Below are 12,928 nucleotides of genomic sequence, written 5' to 3' on the forward strand. Positions count from 1 at the left end.
GTTAACGGCACATAACGTTAATGCAAATTTTTAGCGTGACGAAGAAAACGAGAGATTCAGCTGGGATTTCAAATACGGAAAAAGGGCAGAAAACTCATTTCTGCCCTTAATGTTTAAACCGGACTAAACGTTTGGAATATCGTCTGGATGCGCATCCGGATTATGCGCCAGCTCGTGTACGCGTCTACGCGCACCAAACCAACCCAGCACCAGCAACACCCCAATCAGTGGAATGGACGCAATGGTATAAGTTCCATTCGGATAATCGAACGCCATTAACACCAGCACGCTGAACAGGAACAACAGCGTCAACCACGAGGTGAACGGCGCGCCCGGCATTTTGAAACTGACATCCGCCGCTTTCCCTTCTTTAATCGCTTTGCGCAGACGCATCTGGCAAACCACGATAAACGCCCAGGAAGTGATAATTCCCAGCGAGGCCACGTTCAGGACAATCTCAAACACTTGCGAAGGCACAAGATAGTTCAGCACCACGCCAATCACATAAACGCCAAGCGTCACCAGAATCCCGGCATACGGCACTTGTTGCTTACTCATTTTCGACATGAATTTTGGTGCCGAGCCGCCCATCGACATGGAGCGCAGAATACGCCCGGTGGAATAGAGGCCAGAGTTGAGGCTCGAAAGTGCGGCACTCAGCACCACCATATTCATGATGTCACCGATATAAGGCACGCCCAGTTTTGAGAAAAATGTCACAAACGGACTTTGCCCGGCTTGATAGGCATTCCACGGCAGCAACAGCACCAGCAAAACCACGGAGCCGACGTAAAACAGGCCGATGCGCCAGATAACGCTGTTAATCGCTTTCGGCACCATGGTCTGCGGGTCTTTACACTCGCCAGCCGCTGTGCCGACCAGTTCAATCGAGGCAAAGGCAAATACTACGCCCTGCACCAGGACCAAAGCAGGCAACAGGCCGTGGGGGAAGAAACCGCCGTTATCGGTGATTAAATGGAAGCCGGTCGCGTTGCCATCAAGCATTTTGCCGCTGCCGAGGAAAACCGTCCCGACGACCAGGAACGCGATAATGGCGAGGACTTTGATCAGCGCGAACCAAAATTCCATTTCCGCGAACCACTTCACGCCGATCATGTTCATCGTGCCGACGATCCCCAGGGCGCAGAGCGCAAACACCCACTGCGGAATATCTCCGAAGGCGCCCCAATAATGCATATACAGTGCGACAGCGGTGATATCGACGATGCCGGTCATCGCCCAGTTTACGAAGTACATCCAGCCTGCGACGTAAGAGGCTTTTTCGCCGAGGAACTCACGGGCATAAGAAACGAAACTGCCGCTGGAAGGGCGATGGAGCACCAGTTCGCCCAGGGCGCGCAGAATAAAGAAAGAAAAGATCCCGCAAACCAGATAGACCAGTGCCAACGCCGGGCCAGCCATCTGCAAACGAGCGCCTGCGCCTAAAAACAGGCCAGTACCAATCGCGCCGCCAATGGCAATCATCTGCACCTGGCGGTTGCCCATCGCTTTGTGATAACCGGAATCGTGTGAATTTAGCCAACGTCGTTTGGCTGCGTGTTTTTCTGCTTCTGTGGTCGATGTTGTGTTCATGTTTCCCTTTATCCTTGTCAAAAGAATCCCGGTTTGTAACCTGACATTTTTTAACTTCAGCCTTATAACGGCAGCGTCATGGCAAAACGGGCGCTAAATCCTATCCATAAATGGTTAAGGACGCTAATGCCTTTTTTCAGAGATGAAGGGGAAAAGTGCGAGAAATAGTTTTGTAGGTCGGATTACCGGTAGCGTCATCCGACAATCAGATGTAAATGCCGGATGACGCTGCGCTCATCCGGCCTTCGATTAACGACGTGTCCAGCTCAGCTCGTAATGATAATGCTGTTTATCCAGCAGATATTCCGGCGACACGCTCGGGCTCCAGGAATCATCACCCCCAACACCCATATGGAAACCATCCAGATTCAGCCAACTCCCTGCTTCTTCGACTAATAAATGGCGATGGGACGTTTCGCGCAATTGCTGCTGGCTAAAGCGGCTGATGTTGAAATGGAAATTTCCACACCATTGATTATCGCCATATTCCAGCCTTTGAGTGTCGCACCGCAGACCATTTTCGCCAGGGAAAACATACGGCGTGTGCATATCCTCAAGCGGGCGCTGCCAGGAATCAAACAGTGCAGATTGCTGACGGTCGGGGTAGTTTTCGTGCGGCCCCAACCCGAGCCAACTGACCTGCGAATCGACGTGGGCAAGCTGGCAGGTTAAACCAATCCGCGCAGGCGGCGGTGTGCCAAATGCTACATCAACATCCACGCTGACATGTAACTCACCCTGGCAATCAATCCGCCACAGTTTGTGGCTGACAAACAACGTTTTACCGTCATGCACCCAGCTATGAACCGTGCGCAACTGGACTTCATTGGCCAGCGCTTCGGCTTCGCAGTATTCCAGTTGTGACTCGAGTTGATACATGCCCGCGGCTTTCCAGCGCTCCACCCAGGCATTGGGATCAATGCGCGTCACTTCGCTTACGCCGATGTCGTTATCTAACGGAGCACGCGTGAATTGATCGTGCAGCGGGTGTAGCAGGGCGGGCTGTTGCGCCGTCCACCACTGATTGAGCAGCCCGGTTTCACGGTTAAATTGCCAGTGGTGGTGGCCAAGGTGAACATTAAAGTGACAAGGGCTGGTTTCCAGCTGCGGCGCTTCGCCCGTAATCTGCGGCACCGTAGCGTTCAGCGCACCCGCAAGCTGCCATTGCTCCCAGGCGCAAATATGACCGGCATCAGACCAGGCGGTGGCGCTGATTTGTTCGACTTTTACCGTAAGCCAGACGTCGCCGTTTTGGGTGATTTTCGGTAGGGAATCGAAGATAACGGTCTGCGTACCAAGCGCAGCGATCTCTAACAGCACTTCGCCGCTGGCGAGGGTTTCTCCGGCCTGGGCGATATTCCAGGTCAGGCGTTCGTTATCGCTCTGACGGAATAAATATTCGCTGGAAATGACCAGGCGTAATGGGGATTCACGATGCAGTTCAAACTGGAAAAACTGCTGTGCCTGCTGGGCTTCATACAACGCCGGGTGTGGCGTGCGGTCAGCGAACACCAGCCCATTCATGCAGAACTGACGATCGTTGGGTTTATCGCCAAAGTCGCCGCCGTAAGCAGAAAAAGCGTTGCCGTTTTCATCGTGTTTAATCAGCGATTGGTCCACCCAATCCCAGACGAAACCACCTTGCAGACGCGGGTGTTGACGGAACGCCTGCCAGTATTTATGGAAGCCGCCGAAGCTGTTACCCATGGCGTGAGCGTATTCGCACAGGATCAGCGGGCGCGTTTCACCGGGCATTCCAATCCACTTTTTGATTGACCATTTTGGTACCGCAGGGAAAGGCTGATCCTGGTCGACTCGCGCATACATCGGGCAAATAATATCGGTGGCTGCACTGTCGGCACCTCCGCCTTCGTACTGCACCGGGCGCGCCGGGTCGACGGATTTAATCCAGCGGTAAAGCGCGTCGTGGTTCGCGCCATGGCCGGATTCATTACCCAGCGACCAGATAATAATCGAGGGATGGTTGAAATCGCGCAGCACCATTCGCGTGACGCGTTCGGTCATCGCGGGGAGCCACACCGGATCGTCACTCAGACGGTTCATCGGCACCATACCGTGAGTTTCAATATTTGCTTCGTCGACCACGTACATTCCGTATTTGTCGCACAGCCGATACCAGAGCGGGTGATTGGGGTAATGCGAGCAGCGCACCGCATTAAAGTTATGCTGTTTCATCAGCATAATGTCCTGGCGCATGGTTTCTGCGTCCATCACCTGGCCATGGATCGGGTGATGCTCATGGCGGTTGGTGCCGCGGATCAGCAGCGGTTTGCCGTTAAGTTTCAGCAAGCCTTGCTGGATTTCGACTTTACGGAAACCCACGTCATAGGCTTCCGCTTCAATGATGTTGCCCGCGCCATCGCGCAACACCACCACCACGCGATATAAATGCGGAAGTTCGGCACTCCACAAAAGCGGATTGGCGACCGGGAGTTTCAGCGTCGTGCGGTCGTGATATGCACCACGTTCATCAATAATTTCACTGCCGAGTTTCTGCTGCTTCTCGCCAATACATTGCTCGCCGCGCCACAACTGGACTGAAACCTGCACCGACGCTGTATTTTCCCCCTGGACTGTGACCTGAGTTTCCAGCACCGCATGACTGAAATCTTCATTAAGATGCGTACTCACTCGCACATTGCTCAGATGAGTAGCCGGTTTGTGCAACAGCGTGACATCGCGGAAAATCCCGCTCATGCGCCACATATCCTGATCTTCCAGATAACTGCCATCGCACCAACGCAATACCATTACGGCGATCCGGTTCTCTCCCGCATGCAGTACATCGCTTAAATCAAATTCAGAAGGCAAACGGCTGTCCTGGCCGTAGCCAATCCATGCCCCGTTGCACCACAGGTGAAAGGCAGAATTGACGCCGTCGAAAATAATGCGCGTCTTGCCGCTCTCGATCCACGCTTCATTAATATTAAATGTGAGCGAGTAACAACCGGTTGGGTTCTCTTCAGGAACCCGCGGCGGAGTGACGGGGATTGGATAGGTCACATTAGTGTAAATGGGCGCATCAAAGCCGTGCATTTGCCAGTTTGAGGGGACGGGTAAAGTCTGTGCATCGGGTAAATCGGCGGCAATCCAACTCTGCGGAACACGCTCTGGTTGAGTAAAATAGCTAAACTGCCAGTCACCATTGAGGCTAACGGCACTTTCAGAAGCAGTGTCTTTCCGCGCCGCCTGTTCACAACGCCAACTGGCAAAAGGGGGATGTGCAGACAGGCGGTTTAATTGCGTCACCGCCGGGTTTTCCCAGTCACGTCGCCCAAGAATTGCAGCCAGTGAAGCCGCGACGGTTGCCGATTTTATCGTCATATTCAATGTTCCTTTGTGTTTTGCGATGCGCTCACAATTGTCATTAATATGATTTTTACTCACGCAGATGTAAAGCAGCAAAACACGTTCAGGTGAGTCGATTCACAAAATCATTTAAGGCGTGCAACCTGGCGGGCAAGAGCCGTCAACGCGTCGGCTAACGCTTGCGGTGAGTCGGTTTCCGAGTGGGGAGTGGCGGTGGTCTTGCGCTCGATAAGCGTCACCGCCAGCACTGTCGCCTGCAAGGGAAGGTCGCCGCTATGAATCAGGGCAATCAGTCGGTCGACACTGGCAGATCCCAGTGCTTTAAAGTCCTGCTTGATGGTAGTGAGCGGCGGGATAAAACAGGCGCTGTCCTCGGTGTCGTCATAGCCGACGACCGAAACGTGCTTCGGGACGGACAAACCCGATTCGTTGAGCGCACGCAACGAACCTAACGCCATTTGGTCGTTGGCGACCAACAGGGCGGTGAACGGAGTATTGAGACTGATGAGCGCCAGTGTTTGCAGATAACCCGACAACGAACTCCAGTCGCCTTGCAGCTGCGCCACTGCATTCAGGTGATGTTTCGCCAGCGCCTGTTGCCAGCCTTGCTGACGCAGACGAGCGGATACCGAATCCTGCGGGCCGCAAAGTAAGGCGACCTGTTTGTGACCTTGCGCAACAAGATGTTCCACCGCCAAATGCGCACCCGTGACGGCATCAAACGTAATACTGTGGGTTGCCAGTTCAGGAGAAACATCCACGAACAACACCGGAACAGTGCCGCACATCGCGCGGATAGCTTGCGCCTGCTCATCTTCCAGCGGGATGTTAACGATCAGTCCATCGACTCGCTGGGAAAGCAAACCGTTCACCGCATTTTTACAGGCATTTAAATCGGGCTGCTCAATCATCGACATCACCACGTTAAAGTGGAGTTTGCTGGCCTGAGATTTAATCGCCGCGGCAATTTGCGAGGGGGCGTGCAATGATAAATTACTGGTGACCAGCCCGAGGGTATGGCTCAGTTTCCCGGCCAGTTGCTGCGCGACGCGATTGGGAACGTAATTGAGTTCCTGCATGGCGGTTTCTACTTTACGCCGTGTTTTTTCCGAAACATGCTCCGCCTGATTAATGACTCGCGACACGGTCTGATAGGAGACGTTGGCATGTTTTGCCACATCGTAAAGTGTCATCGATTTAGTTTTCATGGCGGCTTCCTTCTGGCGCAACTATTCCGGGGCGTGTTTGGCATTATCGATCATTTGCTTTAAAAAAAACGCATTATAGTGAAGTCATCATCTTTTAAGAGATTGAGATTATGGCTTTTGACCCACAGGCATATTTCGCGCGCATTGGTTTTGATGGGGCAGCAACGTCAGATTTAGAAACCTTGCAACGTATTCATCTACTGCATACTTCCACGATCCCCTTTGAAAATGTAGATGTGCTGCTGGGGCGACAAATCAATATCGGACTGGATGATGTGTTCGAAAAGTTGGTTGTTGCTGGCCGCGGTGGATACTGCTACGAGCAAAACGCATTGTTGCGTGCCGCCCTGGAAAACATCGGTTTTGAGGTTGAGGACTTAGGCGCCCGAGTGCTTATCGCCAACCCGCCTGAAATGCCTGCGCGCACCCACCGTTTACTGCTGGTGAGCATCCATCAGCAACGTTTTATTGCCGATGTCGGTTTTGGCGGCAAGACTTTGACGGCACCGTTGCGCCTTGCGGTCGATATCTCCCAACCCACCGCCCACGGCGTTTATCGTTTAACGCAGGTGGAAGGCGATTATTTGCTGAGTATTCAGCAGCAAAATGAATGGCTACCGCTGTACCGATTCGATTTAAACCCGCAGTATCCGGCCGATTTTGAGGTGGCTAATTACTACGTCTCGAACTGGCCGACGTCCCATTTCCGCCATCATTTGATGATGTGTTTAAAGGGGGATAACGGGGTGAGCCTGACGCAAAATGACTGGCAATTCAGTGATGGGCAGCCGCGAACCCAGGACAATGCCGCTGAACTCTATCAATTAATTCAGCAAAGATTCGGGCTGCGCGTCGATGATAAACAGCATGGTTTCAGCCTTGATGAGTTTGCTGCAATTTGTCGCTTTTAGCGATTGCAACAAAACAGGGCTTCACGTAAGTATATTGTTTCCAATAAAAGGGGAGAACCGCTGTGCCGCATATCACTGTAAAACACTTTCCACGTGAACTGACTGACGAGCAAAAAGAAGCGCTGGCTGCCGACATTTGCGACGTGCTTAAGAAGCATTTCAGTTCAACGGATGAATCGCTTTCCGTGGCGTTAACGCCGATTGAAAAAGATCGCTGGAAAGAGGATGTCTACGATAAAGAGATCGCTCCGCAGCTTGAGACTCTTGCCAAAAAACCGGGTTACAGCCTCTAATCTCATGTTGGAGCCGCTCTCAATAAAGCGAACGGCTCCGCATTCTTAGTTTTTGGTCACATCACTGAGCAGCACCGCAATGCTTTTGCCACCTTCGTTTTGTTCAAGTGCAATTTTCACCGCGATAGTCAGCGGAACCGAAAGCAACATGCCCACAGGTCCCAGCAGCCAACCCCAAAATATCAACGACAAAAACACCACCAGCGTTGATAAACCCAGCCCGCGCCCCATCATGCGCGGCTCAATGATATTGCCGAATACCAGGTTTATCGCCAGATAACCCGCCACCACCAGCAACGCTTCATATAACCCACTGAACACCAGAACCTGCGCGACAGGAGGGATTGCAGCCAGAACGGAACCGATATTGGGAATGTAATTAAGCGAGAAGGCGAGCAGCGCCCAGACAAAGGCAAAGCGCACATCGAGCATCGCGAGCATGATCCACACCACCAAACCGGTGACCAGGCTGATGGCCGTTTTCAGCACCAGATAGCGACTGACGCTATCCAGGGCACGTTGAATCGCGCCCATACCTTCCGCCGGGCGCGACATCAATTGCTGAAGTTTTATCGGCAACTGCGGCACTTCAGTCAGCATAAATACCACGGTCAGCAGCAGCAAAAAGATGGACGTCATGGCGTTAGAAAGCTGGGTAATCAGGCTGGTGACGAGCGTCATCGCGGCATTCGGGTCGATATATTTCACCAGTTCATCGACCGAAACGGAAATCCCTGCACGTTGTAACCACGGTTCCAGCGTTTGCAGCGGAGAAATTAACGACGAGCGATATTGCGGCAGGGTGCGCGTGAGTTCATTCAACGTAGTGCCAAGATAGGCGAGTAAAAGCACCACAAAACACACGATTACTGAAATGACGAGCACAATCGCCATCACGCGCGGCACCCGGACACGCTCCAGACGGCGAATCATCGGATTGAGGATAATGGCAATAAACAGCGCCAGAATAAATGGCACGATAATCTCTGCGGCTATTTTTATGCCCACCAGAATGATGACAATCATCCCGAACATAATGACGGCTTTTAAACCGCTGAGTGTAATAATGGGTTTTGCCATTATTGATGATCCCGTCTGAATAGAATGTTCCTTAATGCAGCTTATAATACGGGCGAGAAAAGAAGGGGTATACACTTATTTTCCCGGCTCCTGAGCGTAAAGAATTGAAAAGGGAAAGCGGCACATCCTGAAATATGGTACAAATTCAGGGTGTTTGACTACTGAGGACAATTTACTATCCGCAACTGATGAGAAGCAACACCGCGGATATGTTGTGAAAATTATGGACATTATGCTTACGAACAAGCTGTTCAGAACGTTACTGACCCATCAAGCCCCGTTTTTCTCTTCTGCTTTCTCCCTATCCGGTGAACAACACTGGCGTAACGCGCTTTAGATCCCTTTGCCTGGCAGTATCTCGAATAAATTCGGGATAAAAATCACACTTATTTTATTTGGCTTGCAGGCTTTATTAAGCACATTTGCAAGCTGTGGTTAGGCTATTTTCTCTGTCAGGAGAGAAATCATGATCTATTGGATTTTATTAGCGCTTGCTATCGCTGCCGAAATTACCGGCACATTATCCATGAAATGGTCGAGCGTCAGCGATGATAATCTCGGTTATATTTTCATGCTGGTAATGATCGCACTGTCTTATATTTTACTTTCATTTTCGGTTAAAAAAATCGCACTTGGCGTGGCCTATGCGATGTGGGAAGGGATTGGCATTTTATTCATCACCCTGTTCAGCGTCTTATTGTTTGATGAGTCAATCTCACCGCTTAAAATAATGGGATTGACGACGCTGGTGGTGGGGATTGCGCTGATTAAATCAGGCACCAGCGCCAATAAACCACACACCCCAAAACCTGCAAAGGAGAGGGAACATGCCGTCGTTTGAATGGATTCACGCGTTGTGGTTACTGCTGGCAATCGTGTTGGAAATTGTCGCTAACATTCTCTTAAAGCACTCTGATGGATTCCGTCGTTTTGGCTACGGTGTGTTGTCGCTGTGTGCGGTGCTGGCCGCTTTTAGCTCGCTGGCTCAGGCGGTAAAAGGTATCGATCTTTCAGTGGCTTACGCCTTGTGGGGCGGTTTCGGCATTATGGCTACCGTGGCTGCGGGTTGGATTTTGTTTGGCCAGCGGCTAAATCGTAAGGGATGGATTGGGCTGGTTTTATTGCTGGCGGGTATGGTGCTCATCAAACTGGCATAAAGCAAAACCGCCCGGCATGTTGGCCGGGCGGCGAAATTACTGCCTGGCTAAAACTTCTAGCTGGTCACGAAAACCTGTCACTGAAATCGCCCGGTTATCGGCGCGGTAACGGTCTTTAGCAGCAGGGGCGGAGCTTTGTACTGCAATCAACTTCCAGCCACTGTCTGTTTTTAACATCAATGGCGAACCGCTATCTCCCGGCAATGTATCGCACTGATGCGAAAGCACGGTTTTTTGCGCCCAACCTGTAATCAGGCAATCACTATGGGTATACAGGTCGTCAAGATGATCTTCCGGATAACCCGACTGCGTGACTTTGCGGCTCTGACTTTTAAGCGCTTCAGTGAGTGCGTCGCGATCCCCTTCAAACAGAGGCAACGGGGTAATTCCTGAAGGCGGGTTATGCAAAATAATCAGGCCAAAATCATGTGGTGCGGCACCCGACGGCACAATCCAACCCTCCCCATCCGGTTTCAGGCGACGGCCAAGCGTCGATTCAACTCTGCCTTCAATATCATGAATTTCATAACGCCATTTGCCTTTATTAGAGACAAAACGCAATGCAATGGCTTTATCAGGCTTGCCGCGAGGCGGTTGCAGCAAACAGTGTCCGGCAGTCAGCGCCAGATGAGGGGAAATTAACGTTGCGGTACACAAATTACCGCTGGCCGTTTCGAGCTGACCAATGGCATCCCAGGGCGGTGTTGCAGGGTCGTTGACGTGTGTACGGTCATCCTTACCAAAAAAAAGCGTTTTGACGTCGGCCGCGCTATCGTCATCGGCATGGGAAAGGGCGGGTAAAAAACACAGCACTCCTAACAACATCACAACTTTTTTGCGCATATCACTCTCTGATGGGGCGATTAATTTTGATTTTTATATAAACGAGATGAATGGTCTAACTATAGACGGGTCGCACAAAAAGTGGGAGTAAAAAGTCATTAAAGCCAGAAGCTTAGCGTAATAATGCCGCAAAGAATGAGCAGCGTGAGGATGATTTCAAAACTATAGCGTCGCAACATCATCCAGACTCCGAAAGTAAACACCCGGCGAACCGGGTGTTTTTAGCCTACGGGTGAACCCCGATAACCTTATGCAGCTGGCTGAGTTGCAGGTTTTGCTGCTTCAGTTTTAGCTACTGGTTTTTTGTGGTGTTTTTTGGCAGCTTGCGCTTTCTGAGCCGCTGGTTTTGCCGCTTCAGTTTTGGTTGTTGCTTTCTTGTGGTGCTTTTTAGCAGCCTGAGCTTTCTGCTCGGTTTGTGCAGGTTTTGCTGCTTCAGTTTTCTTCACTTCTTTTTTGTGTTTTTTAGCGGCCTGAGCTTTTTGCTCGGTAGCAGCTTTTTTGTGCTTTTTGTGGTGAGTGGTTTTTGCAGCTGGAGCGTGAGCAGCAGAAGAAGTTGCCGCAGGAGCCGGAGCGGCTGTAGTTTCAGCGGCGAAAGCAGCAGAAGACAGACCCATTGCAGCGGCAACTACCAGAGCTAATACTTTATTCATCTCGACATCCTCGAATTTGTTTATGCCCTTCGTACTTCAAGTTGCTGGTGTGTTGGCTTCATTTACTCACCCGAATCACTTACTAGAGTAAGCTCATCGGGACTCGGTCACTTGCCGCCTTCCTGCAACTCGAATTACTTTGGGTCAATGTTTGAACCCCACTGCGGGGCCGTTGAGATGAACTATAGACTTGTGGATCAAAGGCTTCAGTGAGTGATTGGTATCGGCGTGTAACGGTTTGTACACTGCGCCCGTCATACTTTGAATTGTTGATGCGCTTGCCGCCTTTCTACAATCCAAATTATTTTGGGCGCGGAAAGGCGGGGAACACTAAAGGTAACGCGCTTCTAAATGTTTACGGAAATACAACGGGTTAAGGTCTTCGCCGGTTGCGTTGGTAATCAATTCTGAAGTGGTGAATCGGCTGCCGTGCTGCCAGATATTCTGGCGTAACCAGTCGAACAGCGCGGTGAAGTTACCTTCTGCGATGTCGCTTTCAAGCTGCGGCAGTGCCAGTTTTGCGGAGTTGAACAATTGTGCGGCATACATCGCACCCAGCGTGTAAGACGGGAAATAGCCAAACGCGCCGTCCGTCCAGTGAATATCCTGCATACAGCCGTTGCGGAAGTTATCTTTAGTCGAAAGTCCCAGCCAATGTTGCATTTTCTCATCCCACAATGCCGGGATATCTTCCACTTCGATATCGCCATCAATCAGCGCACGTTCGATTTCATATCGTAAAACGACATGAGCCGGATAGCTGACTTCATCGGCATCAACGCGAATAAATCCACGTTCAACGCGCTGATTAACGGCAATAAAGTTAGCGGCTTCAAACGCCGGTTGCTTGCCAAAGCGAGCAGTGACCATCGGCAGCAACAGTTTCAGGAACTCTTTGCTGCGGCCCAACTGCATTTCAAAGAACAGACTTTGTGATTCGTGGATAGCCGTGGAACGCGCCTGTGCAACGGGCTGACCGAGCCATTCCCGCGGCAAGTTTTGTTCGTAACGTGCGTGACCTGTTTCGTGGATGACACCAAACAGGGCGCTAACCAGGTCGGATTCATCATAGCGCGTGGTGATACGCACATCTTGCGGCACACCGCCGCAGAAGGGATGCGCACTGACATCGAGTCGCCCGCCGTTAAAATCAAAACCCAACAGCTTCATGGTTTCCAGACCCAGTTCCCGTTGGTCCTGGGTGGCAAACGGGCCAGTCGGCGTAACAACCGTTTCTTTTTCTTGTTTATCAACCACTTTTTGCAGCAAATCGGGCAGCCAGGTGCGTAAATCTCCGAACAACACATCGAGTTTAGCGCTGGTCATGCCGGGTTCGTAGATATCTAACAACGCGTCGTAGCAGGATTTCCCTTTCGCATCGGCACGCAGTTTTGCTTCTTCGCGGCTGACGCGTACCACTTCTTTCAGATTGGCCGAAAACCCCTGCCAGTCGTTCGCTGGGCGCTGGGTACGCCAACCATGTTCACAGCGTGTGCCGACCAGTGATTTCTCTTCCACCAGAGAAGCGGGCAGTAAAATAGCCTCCTGGTACTGGCGCGTCATTTCACGCAAGTTAGCACGCTCGACATCATTCAGGTTCTCCTGAACGGCCGCCTGCAACAGCGTGGCAATTTTTTTATCCGTCAGGATCTGGTGGCGCAAAACGCTGAGTTCAGCCAAAGCGTCGCCTCGCGCGGCGCTACCGTTGGGAGGCATATTGGTGAACATATCCCAGCCAGCGATGGCTGAAAGATGCTCAAATCTTGAAAGACGCTGGAAGGTGCGGGTGAGGTGGTTGTAATTTTGCTTTTCCATATGGCCTCGAGAAGAGATGATTTTCGCCTGTGAAAATAGCAAAAAGCA

General features: G+C 51.4%; 13 protein-coding genes. 5 read left to right on the forward strand and 8 right to left on the reverse strand.

All coding sequences use genetic code 11. The annotated features are described in order from the left end of the window. Positions 1-123: 123 nt before the first annotated feature. The 3 genes from ansP to GBAG_RS08450 form a co-directional block, all read right to left on the reverse strand. The gene (ansP, locus tag GBAG_RS08440) at positions 124-1,593 is read right to left on the reverse strand and encodes an L-asparagine permease (protein WP_034495002.1); all 1,470 of its coding nucleotides are present in this window, start codon (positions 1,591-1,593) and stop codon (positions 124-126) included. A gap of 249 nt (positions 1,594-1,842) precedes the next feature. Next, positions 1,843-4,938 (reverse strand): beta-galactosidase, encoded by a 3,096-nt coding sequence (locus tag GBAG_RS08445; RefSeq protein ID WP_034495003.1) that lies wholly within the window; start codon positions 4,936-4,938, stop codon positions 1,843-1,845. A gap of 110 nt (positions 4,939-5,048) precedes the next feature. After that, the gene (locus tag GBAG_RS08450) at positions 5,049-6,131 is read right to left on the reverse strand and encodes a LacI family DNA-binding transcriptional regulator (protein ID WP_034495004.1); all 1,083 of its coding nucleotides are present in this window, start codon (positions 6,129-6,131) and stop codon (positions 5,049-5,051) included. A 110-nt stretch (positions 6,132-6,241) separates the two neighbouring features. On the opposite strand from GBAG_RS08450, the gene GBAG_RS08455 reads away from it, so the two are divergent. Together GBAG_RS08455 and pptA are read left to right on the forward strand one after the other, a co-directional pair. Next, on the forward strand, positions 6,242-7,042 hold the full coding sequence (locus GBAG_RS08455) for an arylamine N-acetyltransferase family protein (RefSeq protein WP_034495005.1): 801 nt from the start codon (positions 6,242-6,244) through the stop codon (positions 7,040-7,042). A gap of 62 nt (positions 7,043-7,104) precedes the next feature. Next, positions 7,105-7,335 (forward strand): tautomerase PptA, encoded by a 231-nt coding sequence (pptA, locus tag GBAG_RS08460; protein ID WP_034495006.1) that lies wholly within the window; start codon positions 7,105-7,107, stop codon positions 7,333-7,335. 45 nt (positions 7,336-7,380) lie between these two features. Here pptA and GBAG_RS08465 read toward each other — a convergent pair whose 3' ends face one another. Then, positions 7,381-8,415, reverse strand: coding sequence for an AI-2E family transporter (locus GBAG_RS08465; protein ID WP_034495008.1), 1,035 nt, complete (start codon positions 8,413-8,415; stop codon positions 7,381-7,383). 232 nt (positions 8,416-8,647) lie between these two features. On the opposite strand from GBAG_RS08465, the gene GBAG_RS23310 reads away from it, so the two are divergent. The 3 genes from GBAG_RS23310 (at position 8,648) to mdtI (ending at position 9,572) form a co-directional block, all read left to right on the forward strand. Then, positions 8,648-8,752, forward strand: coding sequence for a protein YdgV (locus tag GBAG_RS23310; protein WP_471679474.1), 105 nt, complete (start codon positions 8,648-8,650; stop codon positions 8,750-8,752). A gap of 126 nt (positions 8,753-8,878) precedes the next feature. After that, a complete protein-coding gene (gene mdtJ, locus GBAG_RS08470; RefSeq protein WP_156104870.1) occupies positions 8,879-9,256 on the forward strand; it encodes a multidrug/spermidine efflux SMR transporter subunit MdtJ in 378 nt (125 codons plus the stop codon). After that, a complete protein-coding gene (gene mdtI / locus GBAG_RS08475; RefSeq protein ID WP_034495010.1) occupies positions 9,243-9,572 on the forward strand; it encodes a multidrug/spermidine efflux SMR transporter subunit MdtI in 330 nt (109 codons plus the stop codon). Before mdtJ ends, mdtI begins: the two co-directional genes overlap by 14 nt. Positions 9,573-9,608: 36 nt before the next feature. Here the strand turns inward: mdtI and GBAG_RS08480 are convergent, their stop codons facing one another. The 4 genes from GBAG_RS08480 to GBAG_RS08490 form a co-directional block, all read right to left on the reverse strand. After that, positions 9,609-10,415: a trypsin-like serine peptidase gene (locus tag GBAG_RS08480; protein WP_034495011.1), complete on the reverse strand. Its 807-nt coding sequence runs from the start codon at positions 10,413-10,415 to the stop codon at positions 9,609-9,611. Between the two features lie 98 nt (positions 10,416-10,513). Continuing rightward, the gene (ydgU, locus tag GBAG_RS23315; RefSeq protein WP_471679510.1) at positions 10,514-10,597 is read right to left on the reverse strand and encodes a small membrane protein YdgU; all 84 of its coding nucleotides are present in this window, start codon (positions 10,595-10,597) and stop codon (positions 10,514-10,516) included. A 66-nt stretch (positions 10,598-10,663) separates the two neighbouring features. Continuing rightward, the gene (gene asr, locus GBAG_RS08485; protein ID WP_034495012.1) at positions 10,664-11,065 is read right to left on the reverse strand and encodes an acid resistance repetitive basic protein Asr; all 402 of its coding nucleotides are present in this window, start codon (positions 11,063-11,065) and stop codon (positions 10,664-10,666) included. A 330-nt stretch (positions 11,066-11,395) separates the two neighbouring features. Then, positions 11,396-12,880 (reverse strand): carboxypeptidase M32, encoded by a 1,485-nt coding sequence (locus GBAG_RS08490; protein WP_034495013.1) that lies wholly within the window; start codon positions 12,878-12,880, stop codon positions 11,396-11,398. Positions 12,881-12,928 lie beyond the last annotated feature (48 nt).

It is taken from the genome of Buttiauxella agrestis ATCC 33320 (assembly GCF_000735355.1).
In the GTDB taxonomy this organism is placed as follows: domain Bacteria; phylum Pseudomonadota; class Gammaproteobacteria; order Enterobacterales; family Enterobacteriaceae; genus Buttiauxella; species Buttiauxella agrestis.

Bases quoted from the DNA above. Each gene is read 5' to 3' on its own strand.
- GBAG_RS08480 (WP_034495011.1), bottom strand. From the start codon at position 10,415: ATGCGCAAAAAAGTTGTGATGTTGTTAGGAGTGCTGTGTTTTTTACCC.
- GBAG_RS23310 (WP_471679474.1), top strand. From the start codon at position 8,648: ATGCTTACGAACAAGCTGTTCAGAACGTTACTGACCCATCAAGCCCCG.
- ansP (WP_034495002.1), bottom strand. From the start codon at position 1,593: ATGAACACAACATCGACCACAGAAGCAGAAAAACACGCAGCCAAACGA.
- asr (WP_034495012.1), bottom strand. From the start codon at position 11,065: ATGAATAAAGTATTAGCTCTGGTAGTTGCCGCTGCAATGGGTCTGTCT.
- mdtI (WP_034495010.1), top strand. From the start codon at position 9,243: ATGCCGTCGTTTGAATGGATTCACGCGTTGTGGTTACTGCTGGCAATC.
- GBAG_RS08455 (WP_034495005.1), top strand. From the start codon at position 6,242: ATGGCTTTTGACCCACAGGCATATTTCGCGCGCATTGGTTTTGATGGG.
- GBAG_RS08450 (WP_034495004.1), bottom strand. From the start codon at position 6,131: ATGAAAACTAAATCGATGACACTTTACGATGTGGCAAAACATGCCAAC.
- GBAG_RS08465 (WP_034495008.1), bottom strand. From the start codon at position 8,415: ATGGCAAAACCCATTATTACACTCAGCGGTTTAAAAGCCGTCATTATG.
- ydgU (WP_471679510.1), bottom strand. From the start codon at position 10,597: ATGATGTTGCGACGCTATAGTTTTGAAATCATCCTCACGCTGCTCATT.
- GBAG_RS08445 (WP_034495003.1), bottom strand. From the start codon at position 4,938: ATGACGATAAAATCGGCAACCGTCGCGGCTTCACTGGCTGCAATTCTT.
- GBAG_RS08490 (WP_034495013.1), bottom strand. From the start codon at position 12,880: ATGGAAAAGCAAAATTACAACCACCTCACCCGCACCTTCCAGCGTCTT.